Annotated in this window: 25 protein-coding genes; 19 read left to right on the forward strand and 6 right to left on the reverse strand. The window is 55.8% G+C overall.

Annotated features, from left to right (window positions below; translation table 11 throughout):
• Nucleotides 1-93 precede the first annotated feature (93 nt).
• Nucleotides 94-1,551, forward strand: coding sequence for an NAD-dependent succinate-semialdehyde dehydrogenase (locus C7476_RS04785; RefSeq protein ID WP_114428758.1), 1,458 nt, complete (start codon nt 94-96; stop codon nt 1,549-1,551).
• 5 nt (nt 1,552-1,556) lie between these two features.
• Nucleotides 1,557-2,582 carry an aldose epimerase family protein gene (locus C7476_RS04790; protein ID WP_114428759.1) on the forward strand — a complete coding sequence of 342 codons (1,026 nt, stop codon included), beginning with the start codon at nt 1,557-1,559 and terminating at the stop codon, nt 2,580-2,582.
• Between the two features lie 13 nt (nt 2,583-2,595).
• Here the strand turns inward: C7476_RS04790 and C7476_RS04795 are convergent, their stop codons facing one another.
• Nucleotides 2,596-3,513 carry a sugar kinase gene (locus C7476_RS04795; protein WP_114428760.1) on the reverse strand — a complete coding sequence of 306 codons (918 nt, stop codon included), beginning with the start codon at nt 3,511-3,513 and terminating at the stop codon, nt 2,596-2,598.
• Between the two features lie 134 nt (nt 3,514-3,647).
• Here C7476_RS04795 and C7476_RS04800 point away from each other — a divergent pair, with 134 nt between their 5' ends.
• The gene (locus tag C7476_RS04800) at nt 3,648-4,262 is read left to right on the forward strand and encodes a pyridoxamine 5'-phosphate oxidase family protein (RefSeq protein WP_114428761.1); all 615 of its coding nucleotides are present in this window, start codon (nt 3,648-3,650) and stop codon (nt 4,260-4,262) included.
• Nucleotide 4,263: 1 nt separating this feature from the next.
• Here C7476_RS04800 and phnF read toward each other — a convergent pair whose 3' ends face one another.
• On the reverse strand, nt 4,264-5,010 hold the full coding sequence (phnF, locus tag C7476_RS04805; protein WP_114428762.1) for a phosphonate metabolism transcriptional regulator PhnF: 747 nt from the start codon (nt 5,008-5,010) through the stop codon (nt 4,264-4,266).
• Between the two features lie 90 nt (nt 5,011-5,100).
• Between phnF and phnG the strand changes: the two genes are divergently transcribed.
• The 14 genes from phnG to phnN all read left to right on the forward strand — a co-directional run bounded on the left by phnG (nt 5,101) and on the right by phnN (nt 16,906).
• A complete protein-coding gene (phnG, locus tag C7476_RS04810) occupies nt 5,101-5,583 on the forward strand; it encodes a phosphonate C-P lyase system protein PhnG (protein ID WP_114428763.1) in 483 nt (160 codons plus the stop codon).
• Complete coding sequence (gene phnH / locus C7476_RS04815; RefSeq protein WP_114428764.1) at nt 5,583-6,194, forward strand: phosphonate C-P lyase system protein PhnH; 612 nt, start codon at nt 5,583-5,585, stop codon at nt 6,192-6,194. Before phnG ends, phnH begins: the two co-directional genes overlap by 1 nt.
• 3 nt (nt 6,195-6,197) lie before the next feature.
• A complete protein-coding gene (locus C7476_RS04820) occupies nt 6,198-7,295 on the forward strand; it encodes a carbon-phosphorus lyase complex subunit (protein WP_114428765.1) in 1,098 nt (365 codons plus the stop codon).
• On the forward strand, nt 7,292-8,194 hold the full coding sequence (locus C7476_RS04825; RefSeq protein WP_114428766.1) for an alpha-D-ribose 1-methylphosphonate 5-phosphate C-P-lyase PhnJ: 903 nt from the start codon (nt 7,292-7,294) through the stop codon (nt 8,192-8,194). Before C7476_RS04820 ends, C7476_RS04825 begins: the two co-directional genes overlap by 4 nt.
• Nucleotides 8,191-8,967 (forward strand): phosphonate C-P lyase system protein PhnK, encoded by a 777-nt coding sequence (gene phnK, locus C7476_RS04830; protein ID WP_114428767.1) that lies wholly within the window; start codon nt 8,191-8,193, stop codon nt 8,965-8,967. The genes C7476_RS04825 and phnK overlap by 4 nt, the downstream gene beginning before the upstream one ends.
• 10 nt (nt 8,968-8,977) lie before the next feature.
• Nucleotides 8,978-9,688, forward strand: coding sequence for a phosphonate C-P lyase system protein PhnL (gene phnL / locus C7476_RS04835; protein ID WP_114428768.1), 711 nt, complete (start codon nt 8,978-8,980; stop codon nt 9,686-9,688).
• A gap of 214 nt (nt 9,689-9,902) precedes the next feature.
• Nucleotides 9,903-10,736, forward strand: a complete 834-nt coding sequence (phnC, locus tag C7476_RS04840) for a phosphonate ABC transporter ATP-binding protein (protein ID WP_114428769.1) — start codon at nt 9,903-9,905, stop codon at nt 10,734-10,736.
• Nucleotides 10,737-10,815: 79 nt separating this feature from the next.
• Nucleotides 10,816-11,727: a phosphonate ABC transporter substrate-binding protein gene (phnD, locus tag C7476_RS04845; protein WP_114429028.1), complete on the forward strand. Its 912-nt coding sequence runs from the start codon at nt 10,816-10,818 to the stop codon at nt 11,725-11,727.
• Between the two features lie 71 nt (nt 11,728-11,798).
• Nucleotides 11,799-12,767, forward strand: a complete 969-nt coding sequence (gene phnE / locus C7476_RS04850; protein WP_114428770.1) for a phosphonate ABC transporter, permease protein PhnE — start codon at nt 11,799-11,801, stop codon at nt 12,765-12,767.
• Nucleotides 12,764-14,098 (forward strand): phosphonate ABC transporter, permease protein PhnE, encoded by a 1,335-nt coding sequence (gene phnE, locus C7476_RS04855; protein ID WP_114428771.1) that lies wholly within the window; start codon nt 12,764-12,766, stop codon nt 14,096-14,098. The genes phnE (C7476_RS04850) and phnE (C7476_RS04855) overlap by 4 nt, the downstream gene beginning before the upstream one ends.
• Nucleotides 14,099-14,165: 67 nt before the next feature.
• On the forward strand, nt 14,166-14,873 hold the full coding sequence (locus C7476_RS04860) for a DUF1045 domain-containing protein (RefSeq protein WP_114428772.1): 708 nt from the start codon (nt 14,166-14,168) through the stop codon (nt 14,871-14,873).
• Nucleotides 14,874-14,916: 43 nt separating this feature from the next.
• Nucleotides 14,917-15,144, forward strand: a complete 228-nt coding sequence (locus C7476_RS04865; protein WP_114428773.1) for a hypothetical protein — start codon at nt 14,917-14,919, stop codon at nt 15,142-15,144.
• Nucleotides 15,144-16,283 (forward strand): alpha-D-ribose 1-methylphosphonate 5-triphosphate diphosphatase, encoded by a 1,140-nt coding sequence (locus C7476_RS04870; RefSeq protein WP_114428774.1) that lies wholly within the window; start codon nt 15,144-15,146, stop codon nt 16,281-16,283. The genes C7476_RS04865 and C7476_RS04870 overlap by 1 nt, the downstream gene beginning before the upstream one ends.
• A gap of 8 nt (nt 16,284-16,291) precedes the next feature.
• Complete coding sequence (gene phnN / locus C7476_RS04875; protein ID WP_245426112.1) at nt 16,292-16,906, forward strand: phosphonate metabolism protein/1,5-bisphosphokinase (PRPP-forming) PhnN; 615 nt, start codon at nt 16,292-16,294, stop codon at nt 16,904-16,906.
• A 56-nt stretch (nt 16,907-16,962) separates the two neighbouring features.
• Here the strand turns inward: phnN and C7476_RS04880 are convergent, their stop codons facing one another.
• A complete protein-coding gene (locus C7476_RS04880; RefSeq protein WP_114428776.1) occupies nt 16,963-18,057 on the reverse strand; it encodes a porin in 1,095 nt (364 codons plus the stop codon).
• Between the two features lie 344 nt (nt 18,058-18,401).
• On the opposite strand from C7476_RS04880, the gene dusA reads away from it, so the two are divergent.
• Nucleotides 18,402-19,358 carry a tRNA dihydrouridine(20/20a) synthase DusA gene (gene dusA, locus C7476_RS04885; RefSeq protein WP_425373948.1) on the forward strand — a complete coding sequence of 319 codons (957 nt, stop codon included), beginning with the start codon at nt 18,402-18,404 and terminating at the stop codon, nt 19,356-19,358.
• Nucleotides 19,359-19,361: 3 nt separating this feature from the next.
• Here dusA and C7476_RS04890 read toward each other — a convergent pair whose 3' ends face one another.
• The 3 genes from C7476_RS04890 to cobS are packed head-to-tail and all read right to left on the reverse strand — an operon-like array spanning nt 19,362 to nt 21,095.
• Complete coding sequence (locus C7476_RS04890; RefSeq protein WP_114428777.1) at nt 19,362-20,066, reverse strand: TIGR02281 family clan AA aspartic protease; 705 nt, start codon at nt 20,064-20,066, stop codon at nt 19,362-19,364.
• A 6-nt stretch (nt 20,067-20,072) separates the two neighbouring features.
• Nucleotides 20,073-20,303 (reverse strand): DUF1289 domain-containing protein, encoded by a 231-nt coding sequence (locus C7476_RS04895; protein WP_112528565.1) that lies wholly within the window; start codon nt 20,301-20,303, stop codon nt 20,073-20,075.
• A gap of 18 nt (nt 20,304-20,321) precedes the next feature.
• On the reverse strand, nt 20,322-21,095 hold the full coding sequence (cobS, locus tag C7476_RS04900; RefSeq protein ID WP_114428778.1) for an adenosylcobinamide-GDP ribazoletransferase: 774 nt from the start codon (nt 21,093-21,095) through the stop codon (nt 20,322-20,324).
• Nucleotides 21,096-21,219: 124 nt separating this feature from the next.
• Here cobS and cobT point away from each other — a divergent pair, with 124 nt between their 5' ends.
• A complete protein-coding gene (gene cobT, locus C7476_RS04905) occupies nt 21,220-22,239 on the forward strand; it encodes a nicotinate-nucleotide--dimethylbenzimidazole phosphoribosyltransferase (protein ID WP_114429030.1) in 1,020 nt (339 codons plus the stop codon).
• Nucleotides 22,240-22,246 lie beyond the last annotated feature (7 nt).

The following is a 22,246-nucleotide window of genomic DNA, read 5'->3' on the forward strand; positions in this document are numbered from 1 at the left end:
CGACCAAGGCAGACATTGCCATGCGCAGTGCAGGGTTTATTTTTCACGGAACTCACGAACAACAATAACCCTTCGAACACAGGGAGAAACATGATGTTGCAGAAATCCAGCCAGTTCATGAAGCAAGCAAACCTCATCGACGGTGAGTGGGTGGCGGCAGATTCGGGCAAGACAATCGACGTCATCAACCCTGCTACCGGCCTGAAGATCGGTACCGTTCCAAATTCGGGCAGGGCCGAGACACAACGTGCCATTGATGCCGCGGCAAAAGCCTTCAAGACATGGCGCAAGACATCCGTGCTGGAACGCTCGAAACTGATGCGCAAGCTGCACGATGCCATTTTGGACAATCAAGATGCGCTCGCTGAATTGCTGACACTGGAACAGGGTAAATCCCTCGCGGAATCCAAAGGCGAGATCGGCATGTCCGCCGCTTATATCCTTTGGTATGCGGAGGAAGCTCGCCGTACCTATGGCGATGTTGTCCCTTCCCCTTGGGCCGATCGCAGAATTCTGGTCACGAAAGAGCCTGTGGGGGTCATCGCTGCAATAACTCCCTGGAATTTCCCTTCTTCAATGCTTGCGCGCAAGATCGGCCCGGCGCTGGCGGCCGGTTGCACGGCGGTGGTCAAGCCCGCAACACAGACGCCTTATTCAGGGCTGGTCTGGGGTTCGCTTTGCGAAGAGGTCGGCATTCCGAAGGGCGTCGTGAACATCTTGACCGGGTCTGCGACCGAAATTGGCGGGGAGATTACAAGCAATGAGCTTGTTCGCAAGATCACCTTCACTGGATCGACGGAAATCGGCAAGATACTGATCAAGCAAGCTGCGGACACGGTCAAGAAGGTCTCCATGGAGCTTGGAGGCAACGCGCCGTTCATCGTTTTCGATGATGCCGATGTCGATCGGGCGGTGGACGGAGCGATCATCGCGAAGTTCCGCAATTCGGGTCAGACTTGCGTCTGCACCAACCGTTTTCTGGTACAGGCCGCCATCTATGACACATTCGTCGAGAAGTTTGCCGCCGCTACCCAGAAGCTCAAGATCGGAAATGGTCTGGAAGAAGGGACGCAGCAGGGGCCATTGATCGATGACAAGGCTGTCGCCAAGGTCGAGGAATTCATTGCGGATGCCACGCACAAGGGCGGTAAGGTCATCACGGGCGGAAAACGTCATGCGCTTGGTGGCAGTTTCTTTGAGCCCACTGTGATCGCGGACGCCACGCCGGAAATGCTCTTCACCAAGGAGGAAATCTTTGGGCCGGTAGCGCCGGTCTACAAGTTTCAAACCGAGCAGGAAGCAATCGACCTCGCGAACGATACGCAATTCGGTCTCGCCAGTTACTTCTACACACAGGATCTTGGGCGGGTGTTCCGCGTCTCGGAAGGGCTGAAATACGGTCTGATTGGCGTCAACGAGGGCATGATTACCACGGTGGAAGCCCCTTTCGGCGGCTTGAAGGAATCCGGCCTCGGCAAGGAAGGCGGACACCAGGGTATCGAAGATTATCTCGACACGAAATATGTCTGCGTTGGCGGCTTGGGGTTGTAGAATAAATGAATACGGAAGTTTTCGGCCACACGCCGGACGGCGAGGCAGTTCACCGCATTTCAATTTCGGGTGGTGGATTAACCGCCGATGTATTGACGTGGGGCGCAGTTATCCAAGACTTGCGCCTCAAGGGGCATGAGCATCCGCTTGTCCTTGGGTATCGCGACTTTGCCGATTATCCCGCATACTCGCCCTACCTCGGTGCAACGATCGGCCGTTGTATCAACCGTATTCGCGACGGTGAGCTTGCGATCGACGGGAAGACCTACGAGCTCGAAAAAAACTTTCATGGCAGGCATAATATCCATGGCGGGAGCCGTGGTGCTGGCAAACGTATATGGGATGTTGTCGCTATTGGTCCGGATTACGTCACATTGACGGTCCAGCTTGGTGACGGCGAGATGGGTTTTCCTGGAAATCTGACGGTCACGTGTACTTATATGCTGGAGTCCAGGGGAACTCTTGTGATCCGCCTGGATGCAGTCACGGACAAGCCGACCATCTGCAATTTTGCGCATCACAGCTATTTCAATCTCGATGACGGAGGCGCAACCGAGGCGCTCGATCATCAGGTCAGGATCGATGCACAAGCCTATCTTCCTGTGAATGATGATCTTCTTCCCGACGGCCGCGTTATGCCGGTGGCCGGGACCGAGCATGATTTCCGCGAGTATCGGGCGGTCCGGCGCGAAGTGGACGGCAAGCAGGTCATCTATGACAATAATTTCTGTCTTGCCAGCCAGCGCCGCCCATTATGTCTTGTTGCTTCGGTAAAAGGTGCGGATTCCGGCGTCGAGATGAATGTTTCCACAACCGAGCCTGGCGTGCAATTCTACGCGGCGAATACACTAGGCGGGAAGCCACCCATCGGGCTGACCGGCAAGACCTACGATAACTATGCAGGCCTTTGCTTCGAAGCGCAGACCTGGCCCGATTCCACTCACTTTCCGTATTTTCCCCAAGCAATTTTGCGGCCTGACGAAGTCTACAGCCAGATGACCAAGTACAGTTTCAGAAAAACGAAGACCTAGAGCAAAATTTTCTCTAGGCTTTGAATGCCTTCTTCGCTTCATCCATTGGGGCGAGCGCGCCATGGAACTCGACCACGCGGGCAGCCACTTTGTGTGCGTTGACTGCAGCAACCAGTGGATCGAGACCAGCGAGGCGCGAAGTAATGTATCCGCCGTTGAAGCTGTCGCCAGCGCCCGTCGTGTCGACAGCGTTGGCGCGAACTGCAGGCACTTCAGTGCTTGTGCCGCCTGCGATGACCAGCGCCGGCTCCGTGCCATCTTTGACGACGATCTCGCGCACACCATAACCAGCGATGCGTGTAGCGGTATCGGCAGGCGTTGCGTCACCGAACAGGGCATTCTCATCCGGAAAGGTTGGTAACGCGATATCGGTGACGTGAAATGCGTTGCTCAAAACCTGCCGCGCGGTATCAGCATTTTCCCATAGGCGAGGGCGGTAATTGGCATCGAAGACCACAAGCGAACCTTGACGGCGGGCATTGCTAACGGCATTGAGGACATTCTGGCGACTTTTGGGGCTCAAAATTCCCATCGTGATCCCGGAGAAGTAAATGACTTGCCGGCCATCCAGGCTTTTCGCCAACGCGTCGGGATCATCGGCCAGATGGCGTGCTGCGGCATCATTGCGCCAATAGGTAAATGAGCGCTCGCTACCGGTTAGCGTGATGGCATAGATTCCGGGGCGAGCGCCAACGATGGTCGGGCTATGGGCGGTGTTGATAGCATTATCGCGGAGGAATCTGCGCTGTTTCACCGAGAAAGGATCGTCGCCAAAGGCTGTGACATAATCGACAGCAAAATCTGTATCGGTGAGGGCTCGAACATACCAGGTAGTGTTCAGGGTGTCTCCCGCAAAACCCATGCGCCACTGATCGCCGTTGGCGCCGGACAATTCGATCATGCACTCGCCAATGGCTGCAAATCCGCTCATAAAATCCTCCGCTGCTCTGGTCGCAGCGACTGATATACAAGTGCATTGCCATTGTCATTTCATAAAAACGCGAACTGTCATAATCAGTTCGTCATGCCATGTTAGTCGGCGAATACGTCCTCAAGGAGAATTCAATGTCGCGGATCACGACGATCGACCAACTCGAAGCCATCTACGGCGGTGGCATAACTGAAGCATCCACAGCCAAAGTTGCCGATCGGATTACGCCGGAATACCGCAAGTTGATCGAGGGCTCGCCCTTTGTGGCGCTGGCGACAAGTGGTCCCGAAGGCCTCGATTGCTCGCCGCGCGGAGATCTTGCGGGTTTCGTGAGGATTCATGACGAATCGACCTTGATGATACCAGATCGCCGCGGCAACAACCGCGTTGACTCGCTCCGCAATATAGTTCGAGACCCGCGCGTAGCTCTGCTCTTCCTCATTCCTGGACTGACGACAACGTTTCGTGTCAACGGGCGTGCATTTGTCGAAACAGATCAGGCATTGCTCGATAGTTTCATCGTTGATGGCAAAGCTCCGCGTTCCGTCACCGTCGTAGAAGTGGAGGAGGCCTATTTTCAGTGCGCTCGTGCACTAATTCGCTCCGAATTGTGGAACCCGGCCAAGTGCCGCTCGGCAAAAGAATTCCCCACCCCCGGGCAAATACTGGCGGCGCTCAGCGAAGATCTCGTTGGCGGCGAGATCTATGACCGCGAATGGCCGGAGCGCGCTGCCAAAACGATGTGGTAGGTTATTTGGCGCTGTCGTTATCGATAGCGATTTCCAAGCGATCCGCGGCAAAGCGGGTTTTCGAATATTGAATTGGATGGCCTTCGGTATCGACGTTGATGGCCGTTGAAACGAGAACAATAGCTCCGGGGGAGAGTTTCAGATGGCGCAACTCCTCTGCTTCGGCATGGCGCGCCGAGATGAGTGTCGATTTGCGCAGATAGTCGTCAATTCCCGCAGCTTTAAGAGCAAACGTTATTGAACCGGATGAGCGATAGTCTTCTGCCACATTGGGTACGCGCGCCGCATCGAACCAGGCCGTGGCGCACGAAACCGGATTGCCATCTGCGGTGTGCATCGTGTCGATCCTCACCACCTGGCCAGATGTTACATGGAGTGCCTCGGCAACATCGACGGGTGCTTCTTCACGGCGGTGGGCAAGCAGTATGCCCTTGGTTTCGCGCACCTGTGTGGAAAGGATCTGCGAAAAGCGTGTGCGCTCGCCGATGCGATAGGTGAGCTTCTTGCTGTTGGCGACAAAAGTACCACGTCCCTGTTCGGTTCGCAGGACGCCCTCCTTGGTGAGCGCGGCTATAGCACTGCGGATTGTATGGCGGTTGACCGCAAAACGCGTCGCCATTTCAATCTCAGGCGGCACGCGCGCGCCATTAGCCAGTTTTCCCGCCGAGATATCACCCCTGATCTGATCTGCGATCTGGCGCCAGATTGCCACGCCACTGTTGCGTGTGATGAATCGTGCCGATGTCACGTTCTGTCATGCTCCTGTCATTGACCCAATCTATAAACATAGATATTGTCTAATTGTATAGATGACTAGACAAATTTTAGCGAGGTGTCAATGGGCAACGAAAATTCAAGCGCCACTCCGACTTCTGGCGAAACTGATTTCGGGCGCAAGGCTGCCATGGCCTTGCTGGCGCAGGCAACTGTGCAGGAGATGAAGGATTTCTGGGCGCATTGGGCGAACAAGCCGCAGGTCGAGACCTTGCGTGGGCCGGAAACCGGCCTTGTCATGATGCGGGGACGCATCGGTGGTGGCGGTGCTCCCTTTAATCTGGGCGAAGCAACAGTCACGCGTGCAACAGTGCGGCTCGGCAATGGTGCTGTGGGTCACGCTTACGCCCTTGGACGATCGAGCGAGAAAGTCCGACTCGCGGCGATCTTTGACGCGCTGTGGCAGGAGCCGGCCTACCGCCAGACGGTTGAGGACACGATCCTCGCCCCCATTGCGCAACGCCTCAACGACAATCTTGAAGACCGACGTGCCGAAACGGCTGCGACCAAGGTCGACTTCTTCACAATGGTGCGAGGTGATAATTGATGCGCGCAGTCACACAGGTTTACGAAGGCGGTTTCAGCGATGCTGTTTTCAATTCGCAAGAGGTCTTTCGGGCACTGATGGACGCTATGGCTAGCCCGGGCCGGGTAATTGAGATCGGCAAGCTAGCGGCTGCTCCGTCGCCGATTTCCTCGGTAGCAGCGTCAGTTGCGGCTACTTTGTTTGATCATGACGCGACGGTCTGGTGCGACAAGTCGATTACCAGCTCAGCGGCGGCAATTGGCTGGCTGAAGTTTCATACCGGACTTGAACTGACGTCAAATCCATCAGACGCGCAATTTGCGTTGATCGGCGACCTACAGACGATGCCATCGTTGGAATCCTTTGCCAAAGGAACCCCGGAATATCCCGATCGTTCGACAACGATTATTCTCCAGATCGATAGTTTTAATGGGCCGGAAGAACTGACGCTGAGTGGCCCAGGCATCAAGGACACGCAAGGTTTTGCGCCAAGCCAGTTGCCAAAAATGTTCGTTGATCAATGGGCCGCCAATCGCGGCGCCTTTCCGCGCGGCATCGACCTCATCTTCGCCGGTGAAGGCGCACTCGCTGCCTTGCCGCGTACGACGCGCATTTCGAAAAAGGAGGCGTGAGCCATGTATGTTGCTGTCAAGGGCGGTGAAGCCGCCATCCGCAATGCACATAGACTGCTTGGCGACCGCCGCCGAGGCGATCGCTCGCTGCCAGCGATCGGCCTTCACCAGATTGTCGAACAGCTTGCATTGGCAGTCGACCGTGTCATGGCCGAAGGATCGCTCTACGATACCGAGCTCGCAGCGCTGGCAGTGAAGCAGGCGCGGGGCGATATGATCGAAGCGATCTTTCTTGTTCGTGCCTACCGCACCACATTGCCGCGCTTTGGTTATACCAAACCGCTGGAGACCTCGCGGATGGCGATCGAACGACGCATATCTGCAACTTTCAAGGATTTGCCAGGCGGACAACTACTCGGCCCGACATTCGACTATACGCATCGTCTGCTCGATCCCGAACTCGCCGAAGATGGGATCGTCGAAACGCCCGAACGTCGTGTTGAAGCGCACGAGCATACGCCGCGCGTCACCGATATCCTCGGCCATGACGGCATGATCGAAGCCGATGGCGATATGCCCGAGGGCGTCGAGACAGGGGATCTCACACGTGAGCCGTTGTCGTTTCCTCTGGAACGCGATTTGCGTTTGCAGGCACTCGCTCGGGGTGACGAAGGGTTCCTACTCGGTCTCGCCTATTCGACACAGCGAGGCTATGGCCGCAGCCACCCTTTTGCTGGTGAAATTCGTATCGGCGAGGTTGAAATCGAACTGGAAGTCGCCGAACTTGATTTCCCTCTGACGCTGGGCCGCATTCGTGTCACCGAGTGTCAGATGATCAATCAATTCAAAGGCTCATCCAAGCAGCCTCCGCAGTTCACCCGCGGCTATGGCCTCGTATTCGGCCAAAGTGAGCGCAAGTCCATGTCGATGGCGCTGTGTGACCGCGCACTGCGGGCAAGGGAACTCGGCGAGGATATCACGGCTGCGGCGCAGGACGAGGAATTCGTCATCTCCCACAGCGATAATGTGCAATCCACCGGTTTCGTCGAGCATCTGAAACTGCCGCACTATGTGGACTTCCAGGCAGAGCTTGACCTCGTACGGCGCATGCGCGGCGAGCATGAACGCCGCGAGAGCGAAAACAGGGAGGCAGCAGAATGACCGAGCTTGCGACATATAATTTCGCCTATCTCGACGAACAGACGAAACGGATGATCCGCCGCGCCATCCTCAAGGCAATTGCCATTCCCGGTTATCAGGTGCCGTTCGCGTCGCGCGAAATGCCGATGCCCTATGGTTGGGGCACGGGCGGCGTTCAGGTGACAGCTGCGGTGATTGGCCCGAATGATATGTTGAAGGTGATCGACCAGGGCGCCGACGATACGACCAATGCCGTATCGATCCGTGCCTTCTTCCAAAAGGTTTCCAATGTTCGGGTGACTACAAAAACGACGGAAGCGACGATCATCCAGACGCGCCATCGCATTCCCGAAACTGCGCTGCAAGCCGGACAAACGCTCGTCTATCAGGTGCCGATCCCGGAACCCCTGCGGTTTCTTGAGCCGCGCGAGACCGAGACGCGGAAGATGCATGCGCTCGAAGAATATGGACTGATGCATGTGAAACTCTACGAGGACATCGCGCGTCACGGCCGTATCGCCACGACCTATGCCTATCCGGTGAAGGTCGAAGGTCGTTATGTGATGGACCCATCGCCCACACCAAAATTCGACAATCCAAAGATGCACCAATCGCCAGCATTGCAATTATTCGGCGCAGGGCGTGAAAAGCGCATCTATGCCATCCCTCCCTATACGGAAGTGGTCAGCCTCGATTTTGAAGATCATCCGTTCGAGATTCAGACGTTCTCTGAGCCATGCGCGCTATGCGGCGCCAAAGGCAGTTATCTCGACGAAGTCATTCTCGATGACAAAGGCGGCAGCATGTTTGTCTGCTCGGATACCGATTTTTGTGAGGATCGGCAGGCGGAGGGCAACGGCGACCATCTCTCGGCCAATCCAGCACAGGCAGCAGCCAATCCTGCGGAGGCAGCAGAATGAGCGATATCCCACTCCTGAAAGTCAAAGCGCTTTCGAAATTCTACGGAAGCCGGATTGGCTGCCAAAACGTGGCCTTCGAGCTGTGGCCAGGGGAGGTTCTTGCCGTCGTTGGCGAATCCGGTTCAGGCAAGACGACGCTGCTCGACTGTCTGGCAACGCGCCTTGCACCTTCCACGGGTTCGGTCGAATACCGGATGCGTGATGGCCAGTTCCGCGACCTCTATCGCATGAGTGAGGCAGAGCGGCGCTTTCTAATGCGTACGGACTGGGGCTTCGTTCATCAAAATCCCGCCGATGGATTGCGCATGAGCGTGTCCGCAGGTGCCAATGTCGGCGAACGGTTGATGGCTGTTGGCGACCGGCACTACGGCAAGATCCGCGCGACCGCTACCGATTGGCTCGGTCGTGTCGAGATTGCCGCCGACCGTATCGATGATCAGCCGCGCGCTTTTTCCGGCGGTATGCGCCAGCGCCTTCAGATCGCACGAAATCTCGTCACCAATCCGCGGCTCATCTTCATGGATGAGCCGACAGGCGGTCTTGATGTGTCGGTCCAGGCAAGACTTCTCGATCTGCTCCGTGGTCTCGTCAGCGATCTCGGTCTGGCAGCCATTGTCGTGACGCATGATCTTGCGGTGGCGCGTTTGCTCTCACACCGGATGATGGTGATGAAGGATGGTCACATTGTCGAGACCGGCCTTACGGATCGCGTTCTCGATGATCCGCAGGCGCCTTACACCCAGCTCCTCGTTTCGTCCATCCTGCAAGTTTAGGAGAAGATCAATGCCGACACCTCTCGTTGTTTCCGATGTTGCCAAGAGCTTCACCATGCATTTGCGCGATGGTATCCGTCTGCCCGTGGTGGCGAATGTTTCCTTCTCCATCAAGGCGGGCGAATGCGCCGTTCTTGGCGGTCCCTCAGGGGCGGGCAAGAGCTCGATCCTGAAGATGGTTTACGGCAACTACGCCGTGGATCGCGGCCAGATCATCGTTCCCTACCGCGACCGGCTCGTTGATGTTGCTGCCGCCGATCCGCGCACGATGCTCGGCATAAGACGCGACATGATCGGTTATGTCAGCCAATTCCTGCGTACGGTACCACGCGTTTCGGCGTTGGACGTTGTCGCGGAACCGCTGATTGCACGCGGTGTTGATCGTAAAGATGCACGCGACAAAGCCGGATCATTGCTTGCCGGACTCAATTTGCCTGAACGGCTGTGGTCGCTGCCACCAGCGACATTTTCGGGGGGCGAACAGCAGCGCGTCAATATTGCTCGCGGTTTTATCACAGATCATCCGATCCTGCTTCTCGACGAGCCAACGGCGTCGCTTGATGCCAAGAACCGCGATGTGGTGGTCTCGATGATCCAGCAGAAGAAGGACACGGGTGTGGCGATGCTTGGCATCTTCCACGATCAGGATGTGCGGGAAGCTGTAGCCGACAGGATCGTCGATGTCACGGCGTTTTCTGTACCGAATGGCGTAGCGGCATAAGTCCACTTTTGGGCCATACTCGAATTTAATCACCGGTTTTCGGGGGGCGGATTACGCAAATTTATGTGCGGCTCCCTTTCTCGTTGCAGTGTTTTCTGTGGATAACATAACGCCTGAGAAAGCGATCCGAAGTTGTCACGTAACTGAAATGAAACTGCCATCGCAGGTTCACACAATCCCTCTAGGACGGAGCAGTGGCCAAAGGGATTACCGAATGCTGAAGATTGAAAACGTGAGGCGGCGCTTTGGCAGCACTATCGCCATCGACAACGTCAATGTTGAAATTCCGCAGGGCCAGATGGTTGGCATTATCGGCCGATCGGGCGCAGGCAAGTCGACCTTGCTGCGTATGATCAACCGGCTTATCGATCCTTCCGAGGGCTCAATTCTCTTCGAGGGCACCGATGTCGCCAAGCTGCGCGGGGCACACCTGCGCAATTGGCAGCGCGACTGCGCCATGATCTTCCAGCAGTTCAATCTTGTGCCGCGCCTCGATGTTCTGACCAATGTCTTGCTTGGCCGTCTCAATCATCGTTCCACCATTAAAAGTCTTCTTGGCATTTTCTCGCGGGAAGAGCGTGCCATGGCCATTGCTGCCCTTGAGCGTCTCGATATCGCCAAGACTGCTTTACAACGCGCTGGAACGCTTTCCGGTGGTCAGCAACAGCGTGTCGCCATTGCCCGTGCTCTGATGCAAAACCCCAAAGTCATCCTTGCGGACGAGCCAATTGCCTCGCTCGATCCGCGCAATGCTCAGGTTGTGATGGAGTCGCTGCGTGACATCAATGAGAAGGAAGGCCTGACCGTTATCACCAATCTGCATACGCTTGACACCGCGCGGCATTTTTGCAGCCGTATCATCGGCATGCAAGGCGGCAAGATCGTCTTCGATGGCACACCGGACGACCTGACAGAGCTTGCTGCGCGCCGGATTTATGGCGCTGACGGCATGAAGGATGCATTTTCAGAAGCCATTACTTCCACAAGCATTTCGCGTGGCACGCCAAAGCCCATTCCCGAACTTGAGGCCATTCTCGCCGCGCGCTGAAAGAATCGTCTAGCCCACGTCACGGGCAACCATGAACAGATCACAAACTCAAACGGAAGTTTGACAGGAGAGAACGATGTTGCTCAAAAAAGCTTTACTTGGTGCAATCACGATTGGCGCAATGCTTGCCGGTTCGATGGCGCGTGCGGAAAATCTCGAAACGTTCCGTATCGGTATTATCGGCGGCGAAAACGAAGCTGATCGCCTACGCAACTATCAGTGCGTTGTGGATCAGCTTCCGAAAGTTCTCGGGGTGAAGGACGTCAAGCTGTTTCCGGCTACGGATTATGACGGTGTTATCCAGGGGTTGCTTGGTGGCACGCTAGATTATGCCGAGCTTGGTGCATCGGGTTTTGCTAAAATCTACCTCACCAATCCAAAGGCAGTAGAACCGATTCTGACCACTATTCAGACCGATGGCGCGACCGGCTATTATTCGATCATGGTTGCCCGCAAGGACAGCGGCATCAAGACGCTTGCGGATATGAAGGGCAAGAAGCTAGGCTTCGCAGATCCGGACTCGACGTCGGGCTATCTCATTCCAGTGACCTCTCTACCAAAGGACATCAAGACTTCGGTCAAGGATTATTTCAGTGAAACTGGTTTTGGCGGCGGTCACGAGAATCTCGTCCTCGCTGTTAAGGACGGCAAATTCGATGCCGGGACCACTTTCGGTTCAGGTGTTGGCACATTCGACGAGGGTTACACGTCCGGCAACCTGCGCAAGATGGTCGACAAGGGCTTGATCGACATGAAGGACTTTGTCGAACTGTGGAAGTCGCCGCTCATTCCGAACGGCCCGATCGTGGTCCGCACATCGCTCGACAACGACATGAAGGCCAAGTTCAAGGACTACATGATGAACTTGCCAAAAACCGATCCGGCTTGCTTTGCCTCGACGATGGGTGGTGATTTCAAGGGCTACACCGAAGTAAACACCGAATTCTATCAGCCTATCATCGACGCCCGCAAAGCGCAGATCGGCGGTTAATTCGTAACTCTCCATCACGGCCAGGTCTTTGGATCTGGCCGTGATTTTTTATGCTTCGGAAGGATAGTTTGATGAGCCGAGCCATTTCCACCGAACTGTCGCTCGATGGCATTCAGATCGAACGGCACTGGCAGGAACTTGCCGGGCGCCGACGTGCGTATTCCTGGCTGATTTCGATCTGCCTTCTGGCGACAGTGGCTGGCTCGCTCTGGTTTGCCAATGAATCGAATGCCGGCAAATTTTTCGATCGCCTTCCGCATTTCTTTGATTTTGCCGGTGATCTCATTCCGCGCGATGGGTGGGAAGTCTGGCGAGCCCTGTTCGATCTGCCATCACCTTATTTTGACGGAAGCCTGAAATACGATTATCCGGAAGGCCGGGTTTATCTTTTCGGCGGGTTCTACGTTCCGGAATACTTTTACAAGATGCTGGAAACGCTGAATATTGCGATCCTTTCCACGCTCGTTGGTTTTATCTTCGGCTTTCTTCTCTGCTTTCTCGCTGCCAGGAACCTAGTCAAGAACAGGCTGATCCGCTGGGTAGTGCGTCGCTATATGGAAATCCTGCGCGCGTTCCCGGAAATCGTTATTGCCGGCTTCTTCGCCGCGATCCTGTCGCTCGGACCGATTCCTGCAATGTTTGCTGTTGGTATTCATACGATCGGTGCGCTTGGAAAGCTGTTCTTCGAAGTGGTCGAGAATGCCGATATGAAAGCGGATGAGGGGTTGCGCGCAGTCGGGGCAAACTGGTTCGAGCGCGTCGGTTTTGGCATTGTGCCGCAAGTGATGCCGAATTTCATGTCCTATGCGTTGCTGCGCCTTGAAATCAATGTGCGCGCCTCAACCATCATCGGTGCTGTTGGCGGCGGCGGCATAGGCGAGGAATTGCGCCTGTCGATCGGGCGCGGCCATCAAGCCAAGACGCTGGCGATTGTGTTGCTGTTGTTAGCCACGATCATTGCTGTTGATCAGTTCTCTGCCTGGCTCCGCCGTCGTCTCGTCGGCAATCAGGCATTTGCCTTTGGTGGGAAACTATCATGAATGCCATTTCTTCCGCAGCGATTGCAGATTTCGAATCCCGGTATCCAGCCGTCTTCAATCCACCCATCTGGAAGCGTTTCATGCCACTGATGATTGGCGGCGGCATAATCTTCTATATGCTCTATTGCTGGTGGTTCTTTTCCATTGGCACTGTGCTTGCGAGCGGCCAATGGCAACGCGCCGAACTCTATGCACGCGATTGGGTATCCTATGCGATCAGGACGACGATCCGCATGTCGCCGACAGCGATGACCGTGTCCTATCCCCGGTTCTCGGAACTCGGAGACAATCCGAAGCCGGACTGGATGGTTCAGGCCGGAAACAATGTGACAGTGCTCTTTGGCAGCGGGAAATCGCTCGATATCAATGATCAACGGGTCATTGCCACGCGCGGCGACGAGAGTTTGACAGTCCTGATCGAAGCGGATGGCGCAAAGCCTCAGGGAACGATGCCCAAATGGGCGACGCTCAAGGAAGACCAGGTTACGGTCGACTTCGGTTTTGCGGGTCAGGCGGATATCATTCCCGAGCGCGTCGTGGTGAGCCGCCGCTTTCTCGGATGGGCGAATTTCGTCTTCGATACGAGTTCACCCTTCTGGAACAGATCTTTCGGCGAGGTCGCATCGCTGATCATTAGTGGCGAGCGTATCAAACCGGAGATGTCCAACGCGGCTTTGGCCTTCAACAACATTTGGTACAATTCGTCCTGGCAGCACGGCGATGTCTGGACGAAGCTGATGCAGACCATCGTCATGGCTTTTATCGGCACATTACTGGCGTCTCTGGTTGCGTTTCCATTGGCCTTCATCGCTGCCCGCAACATCATGCCAAATTTCTTTGCCAATCAGGTAACCAAGCGCTTCTTCGATTTTCTGCGATCGGTCGATATGCTGATCTGGGCGCTGTTTTTCACTAGAGCATTCGGTCCTGGGCCGCTTGCCGGTATTTCGGCGATTTTCTTCACCGACACGGGTACGCTTGGGAAGGTCTATTCGGAAACCTTGGAAAACATCGATGACAAGCAGCGCGAGGGCGTCAAATCCGTCGGGGCTTCGCCGATGAATGTCCAACGCTATGGTGTCGTGCCTCAGGTACTGCCGGTTTTTGCCAGCCAGGCACTATACTTCTGGGAGTCTAACACACGATCGGCGACTATCATCGGCGCGGTGGGGGCTGGCGGCATCGGTCTCAAGCTCTGGGAAGCGATGCGGACGAACACCAATTGGCACAATGTGGCCTATATGGTGGTGCTCATACTGGCCGTGATCTTCATTTTCGACAGCATATCCAATGCACTTCGCTCACGCTTGATGGGAAAGCAACAGCATTGAGATACGATAGGGTTCAAAGGCTTGTCATAATCGGAGTGTAACGCGAAAGTGTTCCGGAGGAATCAATATGCGCTATGCGATCTATTTCACGCCGCCATCGAGTGACCCGCTTCTGAAAGTCGCGGCGAACTGGCTTGGCCGAAATGCCTTTACTGGTCAACCTGTACGGCCGCCGCAGATCCGCGATATGGCGCACGAGGATTTCACGCTCTTGACGTCATCTGCACGTCGCTATGGCTTCCATGGTACTTTAAAAGCTCCGTTCCATCTTGCCGACGGCTTTGAGGAAAAAGAGCTTTTGTCGGCTCTTATGCATTTTGCCTCATCCATGGATCCAGTTGAGATTCCGAAATTACAGATCGCCAGCCTTGACGGATTTTTTGCACTGGTTCCGGAAGAGCCGGTGGCGCGTCTCAACCAGCTGGCTAATGACGTTGTTGTCGGGCTTGACCGCTTCCGCGCTCCCCCAACTGACGAGGAAATCAAACGACGCAATCCAGACAGAATGACAGTGTCGCAGCGGCGAAATCTCGAACAATGGGGTTATCCCTATGTTTTTGAGGATTTTCGCTTCCACATGACACTTACCGATACGGTGCCGGAGCGCGACCGCCCTAGAATCGAACGGATTTTGAGCCGATTCCTTGAACCGGTTCTGGAAGAGCCTGTTGAGATAAATAATCTGGCGCTTTTTACCGAAGCCGAACCCGGTTTCCCTTTTGAAATACACTCACTGCATCCGCTTGCAGGAACCAACAGAAGAAAGTCTGCCTAGAGCCTTTTCTGACCATATTGACCTATTCTGACGGAGGCATGTTGTGACAAGATCAAGCGAAGACACGAAGACCCGCACTTTGCGTGCGGGCGAGTGGCTCAGCGCCGATATTGGTGCAACAGGCCCCGTCCCTTCGGGTTTCCGGCTGACGGACACCCGCTTTGTCAGCCGGCTTCGTCCGATGGACCACATCGGCCTCGCCACCTTCCGCGCGGATTGCATCGTCAGCCGCGAAACAGAATACGGCCAATATGGCCAGAAAGAGCTCTAATGTCTGCCGAATTGATCTTGAGCAACGCGAAAATCGTCCTTGAGGATGACGTCATCTCCGGAACGGTTGTGATCAGAGATGGCAAGATTACCGATATTTCGGAAGGTTCGGTTTCTGGCGGTGAGGATTTCGAAGGCGATTATCTCATTCCCGGACTGATCGAACTACACACGGATCATCTCGAAGGGCACTATATGCCGCGTCCGCGGGTGCGCTGGAATCCGATTGCTGCAGTCCTTGCCCATGACGCGCAGATCGCTACGTCGGGTATTACCACCGTCTTCGACGCCCTGCGCGTTGGGCTGGACGAGGATGCGGACATGTCCGCGGATGAAAGCCGCAAGCTTGCCGACGCGATTGAAAATAGTGTGGAGCAGGGCCGGTTGCGAGCCGACCATTATATCCATTTGCGCTGTGAGGTATCGGCAGCTGATTGCCTTGACGGTTTCGCCCATTTTGACAACGACAGCCGCGTCCGGCTGGCCTCTTTGATGGATCATGCACCTGGTCAGCGGCAGTTCGTCAGTCTGGAAACCTACGCCTATTATTACCAGCGTAAGCTGAAGCTCTCGGACAAGGAATTCAATGCATTTTGCGAGAAACGTATGGCAGAATCTGCAAAGAATTCCGGGCCGCAGCGCAAGGCTATTGCCGAGCTATGCCGCGAGCGTGGGATTGTCCTTGCCAGCCATGATGATGCGACACGCGCGCATGTGGATGAAGCGGTCGAGCAAGGCATTCATGTGGCGGAGTTTCCAACGACGCTCGAAGCTGCCGCTGCATCAAAACAGGCTGGCCTTTCCGTGCTGATGGGAGCGCCGAATGTTGTACGCGGCGGTTCGCATTCGGGAAATGTGTCTGCACGCGAACTCGCCGAACATGGTCATCTTGATATTCTATCGTCCGACTACATTCCGTTCAGTCTGATCCAATCGACCTTTTTCCTAGGAGAAACTGTTGACGGAATCACGCTTCCGGATGCGGTGCGTCTGGTAACGAAAAACCCGGCAAAGGCTGTGGGGTTCGAAGATCGCGGTGTTATCGAACTGGGTAAGCGCGCCGATCTCGTGCGGGTTCGTGTCGATGAGCATATCCCAGTAGTGCGCACAGTTTGGCGGGAAGGCCGCCGGGTCGTATGATGGCGGCAATGATAGAGCGCGCGCTCAACCCGGCATCTGCACCGCTGCGCAATGGTGCCTTCGTTGCCGTTGTCGGGCCGAGCGGGGCAGGGAAAGACACAATCATCGATTTCGCTCGCGCTGAGCTTGGCGAACAACCAGGCTATCATTTTGTTCGCCGCGTGGTGACCCGTCCGTCATCGGTAGATACGGAAGATCATGACACTCTGAGCGAAAAACAATTCCTGACAGCGAAGCGGGCAGGAGAATTCTCTCATTTCTGGGAAGCCCATGGCCTGCACTACGGCTTGCCGAAATCTATTGACGACGAGATCGAGCGCGGGGCAGTAGCGATCGCCAATGTCTCTCGCGGTGTGTTGCCCGCTCTACGTGCAGCTTACGCCAACTTTATCGTGGTCCACATCACCGCATCGCATGAGGTTCTGGCGAAGCGGTTGGCTTCACGCGGACGCGAAGACGCTGCGGAAATCCAGCGCCGTCTGATGCGGGCTGCTCCCAATCCATGCGATCCCGCGGATGCAACTATAATAGACAATTCCGGAGCGGTTTCGGTCGCTGGCAACGCGTTCGTTGCAGTTCTAAAAAAAACCGCAGCGTTTGCTGCTGTCTCGGAACAGATTTAACCTAGTTTTGGGACAAATCCGGAGGCGTCGCCTCCGGATTTCCAGCTAAACAATTTTTAGAAATCGCGCTGGAAGCGGACGATGCCGCCGAACGCATCGTCGCTGCCGCCTTCAGCGAGCGCTTCATCCTTACGGGCACCGTCAAACTTGGTATAGTTGAGCTCAGGCGTGATCGTGAAACCTGGAACAAGTTCGTAAGCCACGTTGAGGGCGAGAGCATATGTGCCTTCAGACTCATAGGCTGCCTGACCGTTGATTGTTGCCTTGTCGGAAACCTTGGCGGCGAAACCGCCCCAAGCTGCCCAGTCGCCTTCCCACAGGCCGTACCAGTTCTTGTTGGTATTGGTCACGAATGAATCCGGGTCATAATCGGATTGATAAGCGCCCATTACCCAGGCTGAGATCGTATCGGTGAATTTAACATCCAAACGCGCCTTGACGCCAATGGCCTCTTGCACCGAGTCGTAGCCAACAATACCGGAGATCGTTCCCCAGCCCTGTTCGAATTTCGCGCCTGCTAGAACGTGGGGCATGTAGTCGTCGATAGTGTAGTCGTAGTCCCCTTCTACCGAGCCCTGTTCGGCGGCGATGATAGCGGAGAAACCATTGCCTGCCTTGTAGGTATAGCTGATCTCGTTACTGGAGAAACTATCGCTGCCATACTGGATCACGTCGTCATTGACGATATCACCGGCATAGCCGACCCATGAACCGAAGATTGCGTCGTTGACACCGATCTGGAAACCGCCGAGCTCAATGTAGGCCTGATGAAGGGTAGCGCCATCGTCCTCGCCATCGGTATACTGGAAGCGGCCGTCAATGTAGGAGCGCAATGTGCCGAGTTCCGTTTCGGAGCGCGCGTCAAATCGAAGCTCAGCACGAGTGCTCTTGCTCCAGGTGTCGTGCTCGCCGCCCACACTCCCACCGGTATAGACATCGTCACCAGCGGCTGCATCGTAACGCAAATAACCGCCGATCTTGAGGCAGGTTTCAGTTCCTGGGATGTAGAAGAAGCCAGCGCCATAGGCGTCACATACCCTCACGTATTCAACAGGCTCGGGTTCGGCCACGACCACCGCATCTGCAGCGCGGGCGCTCGATGCCGCTATGAGGGCAGCAGCCGAGCCGAGGAGGAAGCTTTTGATGTTCATTTCCAATCTCCGGTTAAAAAGATAGTCACAAGCTCATGTCCCCAATGGATGCATATTCCTGTTCGTTGACGCGCGCAAAACCTAAGCCTGATCGAACTACGGGTTCGGAAATCGTTGTTGCGATTTTACAACGAGATCCGGAAACAGCATGGTATTCACCGAGTGATCAACATAGCTGGCGGATTGGACAATCGTTGCTTTGCGTTTTATGAGGGCGACCAGATGTTGGTAAGCGGCGGGGTGCTACACTACATACGCCCCGCAGACAAACGGACGTTTCCAGAGTGATTGATCAGGTCGATACACGTGAAAACTACAAGCGCAACCGTTTCGCGGTAGCGCCGATGATCGATTGGACGGACCGACATTGCCGGACCTTTCACCGGCAATTCACACGCCATGCCTTGCTCTATACGGAGATGGTCGTTGCCGATGCTGCGATCCACGGCAATCGCGAGCGCATTCTTGGGTTTGCCGAAGCGGAACATCCTGTTGCGCTGCAACTCGGTGGCTCCGATCCTATTAAGCTGGCTGAAGCAGCACGCATCGGCGAAGCCATGGGTTACCAGGAAATCAATCTCAATGTCGGCTGCCCATCTGACCGCGTTCAATCCGGCACATTCGGCGCTTGTTTGATGAAAACACCGTACATCGTTGCGTCAAGCGTCGAGGCGATGAAGCAGGCGGTCGCAATTCCCGTGACGGTCAAGTGCCGCATCGGTGTCGACGATCAGGATCCGGAAACGGCCCTTGATCAACTTGCGAGCGGTGTTTTTGATGCCGGTGCAGATGCGTTGTGGGTACATGCCCGCAAGGCTTGGCTGAAGGGACTTTCGCCCAAGGAGAACCGCGATATTCCGCCATTGGACTATGCTCGCGTCTATCGTCTGAAACAGCAAAATCCGAGTCAATTCATAGGGATCAATGGCGGCATTCAGACGCTCGATGAAGCGCTTGACCATTTGAATCATGTTGACGGTGTCATGCTTGGCCGCGCGATTTACAACAACCCGATGCTGTTGCTCGACGTCGATAGAAGCATATACGGCAGCGAAAGCGCGGCGCCTTCAATCGATGCGATCATAGAGCACATGTGCGACTATGCAGATGCTCATATAGCTCGAGGCGGTCGATTGTCGCACATTGCCCGCCACCTGGTGGGTCTGTTCCATGGCGCGGCCGGGGCACGGCGCTGGCGCCAAATACTGTCGACTGAAGCCAATCAAACAGATGCAACCAGTGCTGTGATCCGGCTGGCGTATGCCGCGATCGAGACCGTGTCGACAGAGGAAGCAGCCTGAGCTCTAGTCTGACAGAACCAGCCGGTCGCCGCGTACGGAAAAACCACTGAGTGTATTGAGGAAATTCATGCCCAGCAGGCTGCCTGCCATTTGCCCATCTGCGGTCACCATCGCACGAATGTTACGCCGTTCGATGGCACCTATCCTGATGCTGTCCAATGTGACGCTAGCTGCGGTCGCCATGCCATTGGCGGTCATGATCGGCGTTTTGTAAGAGAGCTTATCCGGATTGAGCCCGGCGCGGCGCGCATCTCCAGCCGAGAGCACGATCGATGAGGCGCCCGTATCGATGATGAATGGTACCGTCGCACCATTTACGTCGCCGTGAACCTCGAAATGACCTGTATCCGCCTTGGCCAGCGTCACAGTGATTGTTCCATCGCCATCGCGATTGGAAATAGGACTTCCAGGGACCAGTCCCGCCGTTATCCGGTGGCCAACGTCCTGTAACTCGTAGCGGTATTGATAGCCGGCAACGATTGCGAGAAAAATGACGACCCAGATTGCCATGCTGCGTAAAAAGTGACTGAGTGGAATTCCGGAGCCAAGCAGGGCCGAACCAAGCACGACACCCCAGATTCCCATGTAGGCGAAACGGGCGAAATCGTCGTTGGCGATGCCCAGAGTCGAACCGCCGTCATTGTTCGCCATCAATAACAGCAAAGTTGCGCCAATCAAGGCAATGATGATCCAGAACAAGCGGCCCATCTTCGACTAACCTTCTTGCTTTTCGCGCGCCATACGGCTGCGCCGCGTTTCGCGACGGGGGCGCCGCTCAACTGTCTCTAACCGCTCCGGCAGGCCCGCCATGACGCGGCGGCGAGTCTCAGGCGACATAATTGACCATGCACCTATTTCCTCGCGCGTGCGCCCGCAACCGAAGCAAAATCCGGTCTTCATATCGATTGCGCAGACGAGGATGCAGGGTGACTCGATGATGCTCATTCTAAGGATTTGGTACGGCTAAAGTGCAATGACAAGACCGAGCAGCAGTGAAATTGTCGCGAGTTGCTGCATGGCCCCCAATGTATCACCCGTCTGTCCGCCGATCTTTTCGCGGCAACGTGCGGAAAAACCGACAAAAACGAGCGCCGTCAAACATGCCGCGATGACGATTGCTAGTGGCCCACCGGCAGCGCCATAGCTGATTGCAAGAACGACAGCGCCGAAAATCAGGGCAAAATTGGCTGCTTCGGCAGTCGGCGCTCCCGCTTGGTCGGCGACGCCACCCACGCGTGCGGATGGCAGGCTCTGCCAGAGTTTTGCCATGACGGAGCGGCTGGCGGCTTCTGTCCCTATGATGACAGCTACCGCATGGATTACACCGACCTCGTCGAGTATCGTGGTAAGCAACGCTGTCCGCAAGAACACAGAGACAATCAGCGCAAGTACACCGTAAGAACCCGTCGCCGAATCCTTCATGATCTCCAGCCGCCGGTCAATCGACGTCCCGCCGTAGAAGCCGTCAGCTACATCAGCAAGCCCGTCCTCATGCAATGCACCGGTGGTGATGATCAATGCGACGACAATCAACAACGCCGTGATGATCTCGGGAAGATCAAGTGCATGAGCGATCAGCAGGACGAGCGAAGCGGGCAGGGCGACAAGTATACCTGCCACGGGAAAGCCACGCACAGTACTACTGAGCGAGCCGTCATAGCCTTCGAACCAGCGTTGCGGGACGGGCAGCCGTGAGAGAAAGGCCAGCGCCCGCATCGTATCGTTGACCAAATCCATGCTGCAGCCTTTGAATCACTGACGTCGCGACACTCTGCGCCGCCGGTTGACCTTTGCGTTTTCTCTCCCAGCGCTTATAGGACGGTGTTTGCTAATTTGCCATGAAGAGTTGATTGCAAGGGATATCATGACCACTGGCCTGCCGTTTGACGATTTTCGTACTCTCATCGAGACATTGCCGGGACCCGACGAGGCTGCAGTTGCTGCCGTGCGCAAGCGCGATGCGACGTTGACGAAGCCACCGGGTGCACTTGGGCGTTTGGAAGAGATTGTCGAATGGCTTGCCGCGTGGACCGGGCGTTCGCGTCCGCAGATCACCCGGCCTCTTGTCGCAGTCTTTGCGGGCAATCACGGCGTTACCGCCAAGGGTGTTTCGCCCTATCCCTCCTCTGTCACGGCGCAGATGGTCGAAAATTTTGCTGCCGGCGGCGCTGCGATCAACCAGATCTGCATCGCCAATGACCTGGGTCTGAAAATCTTCGATCTTGCGCTTGAATATCCTACCGCGGATATCACCGAAGAAGCGGCCATGGACGAAAAGACCTGCGCAGCGACCATGGCGTTCGGTATGGAATCGATCGCTGGTGGTACCGACCTTCTTTGCATCGGCGAGATGGGGATTGGCAATACGACGATTGCCGCGGCGATATTCCACGGCCTCTATGGCGGTACTGCAGAGGAATGGGTCGGTCCAGGCACCGGTGCCAACAGCGAAGGAATGAGGCGCAAGGCCGATGCTGTACGTACAGCAGTCGCACTCCACGCTTCGCATCTGAAAGATCCGCTTGAACTGCTGCGACGCCTCGGCGGGCGTGAAATCGCTGCGATGGCAGGTGCCATTCTTGCTACACGTGTTGAAAGAATCCCGGTTATCATCGATGGCTATGTGGCCACCGCCGCAGCGGCCATTTTACACGCCGCGAATCCGGAAGCGATCGACCACTGCCTCTTCGGCCATGTCTCAGCTGAACCAGGCCATCGCAAGGTTTTGGAGAAGCTTGGGAAAAAGCCATTGCTTGACCTTGGAATGCGGCTCGGCGAGGGTACCGGCGCCGCACTTGCAGCGGGCATCGTCAAGGCAGCAGTGCTCTGCCATAGCGGCATGGCAACATTCGATCAGGCTGGTGTCAGCAATCGCGACTGAGTAAAAT

Source organism: Phyllobacterium bourgognense, assembly GCF_003337575.1.
In the GTDB taxonomy this organism is placed as follows: Bacteria; Pseudomonadota; Alphaproteobacteria; order Rhizobiales; family Rhizobiaceae; genus Phyllobacterium; species Phyllobacterium bourgognense.

What these genes read in the sequence shown, in the direction of transcription:
- C7476_RS04785 (WP_114428758.1), top strand. Translation starts at nt 94, where the DNA reads ATGTTGCAGAAATCCAGCCAGTTCATGAAGCAAGCAAACCTCATCGAC.
- C7476_RS04790 (WP_114428759.1), top strand. Translation starts at nt 1,557, where the DNA reads ATGAATACGGAAGTTTTCGGCCACACGCCGGACGGCGAGGCAGTTCAC.
- C7476_RS04795 (WP_114428760.1), bottom strand. Translation starts at nt 3,513, where the DNA reads ATGAGCGGATTTGCAGCCATTGGCGAGTGCATGATCGAATTGTCCGGC.
- C7476_RS04800 (WP_114428761.1), top strand. Translation starts at nt 3,648, where the DNA reads ATGTCGCGGATCACGACGATCGACCAACTCGAAGCCATCTACGGCGGT.
- phnG (WP_114428763.1), top strand. Translation starts at nt 5,101, where the DNA reads ATGGGCAACGAAAATTCAAGCGCCACTCCGACTTCTGGCGAAACTGAT.
- phnH (WP_114428764.1), top strand. Translation starts at nt 5,583, where the DNA reads ATGCGCGCAGTCACACAGGTTTACGAAGGCGGTTTCAGCGATGCTGTT.
- C7476_RS04820 (WP_114428765.1), top strand. Translation starts at nt 6,198, where the DNA reads ATGTATGTTGCTGTCAAGGGCGGTGAAGCCGCCATCCGCAATGCACAT.
- C7476_RS04825 (WP_114428766.1), top strand. Translation starts at nt 7,292, where the DNA reads ATGACCGAGCTTGCGACATATAATTTCGCCTATCTCGACGAACAGACG.
- phnK (WP_114428767.1), top strand. Translation starts at nt 8,191, where the DNA reads ATGAGCGATATCCCACTCCTGAAAGTCAAAGCGCTTTCGAAATTCTAC.
- phnL (WP_114428768.1), top strand. Translation starts at nt 8,978, where the DNA reads ATGCCGACACCTCTCGTTGTTTCCGATGTTGCCAAGAGCTTCACCATG.
- phnC (WP_114428769.1), top strand. Translation starts at nt 9,903, where the DNA reads ATGCTGAAGATTGAAAACGTGAGGCGGCGCTTTGGCAGCACTATCGCC.
- phnE (WP_114428770.1), top strand. Translation starts at nt 11,799, where the DNA reads ATGAGCCGAGCCATTTCCACCGAACTGTCGCTCGATGGCATTCAGATC.
- phnE (WP_114428771.1), top strand. Translation starts at nt 12,764, where the DNA reads ATGAATGCCATTTCTTCCGCAGCGATTGCAGATTTCGAATCCCGGTAT.
- C7476_RS04860 (WP_114428772.1), top strand. Translation starts at nt 14,166, where the DNA reads ATGCGCTATGCGATCTATTTCACGCCGCCATCGAGTGACCCGCTTCTG.
- C7476_RS04870 (WP_114428774.1), top strand. Translation starts at nt 15,144, where the DNA reads ATGTCTGCCGAATTGATCTTGAGCAACGCGAAAATCGTCCTTGAGGAT.
- phnN (WP_245426112.1), top strand. Translation starts at nt 16,292, where the DNA reads ATGATAGAGCGCGCGCTCAACCCGGCATCTGCACCGCTGCGCAATGGT.
- C7476_RS04880 (WP_114428776.1), bottom strand. Translation starts at nt 18,057, where the DNA reads ATGAACATCAAAAGCTTCCTCCTCGGCTCGGCTGCTGCCCTCATAGCG.
- dusA (WP_425373948.1), top strand. Translation starts at nt 18,402, where the DNA reads ATGATCGATTGGACGGACCGACATTGCCGGACCTTTCACCGGCAATTC.
- C7476_RS04890 (WP_114428777.1), bottom strand. Translation starts at nt 20,066, where the DNA reads ATGGGCCGCTTGTTCTGGATCATCATTGCCTTGATTGGCGCAACTTTG.
- C7476_RS04895 (WP_112528565.1), bottom strand. Translation starts at nt 20,303, where the DNA reads ATGAGCATCATCGAGTCACCCTGCATCCTCGTCTGCGCAATCGATATG.
- cobS (WP_114428778.1), bottom strand. Translation starts at nt 21,095, where the DNA reads ATGGATTTGGTCAACGATACGATGCGGGCGCTGGCCTTTCTCTCACGG.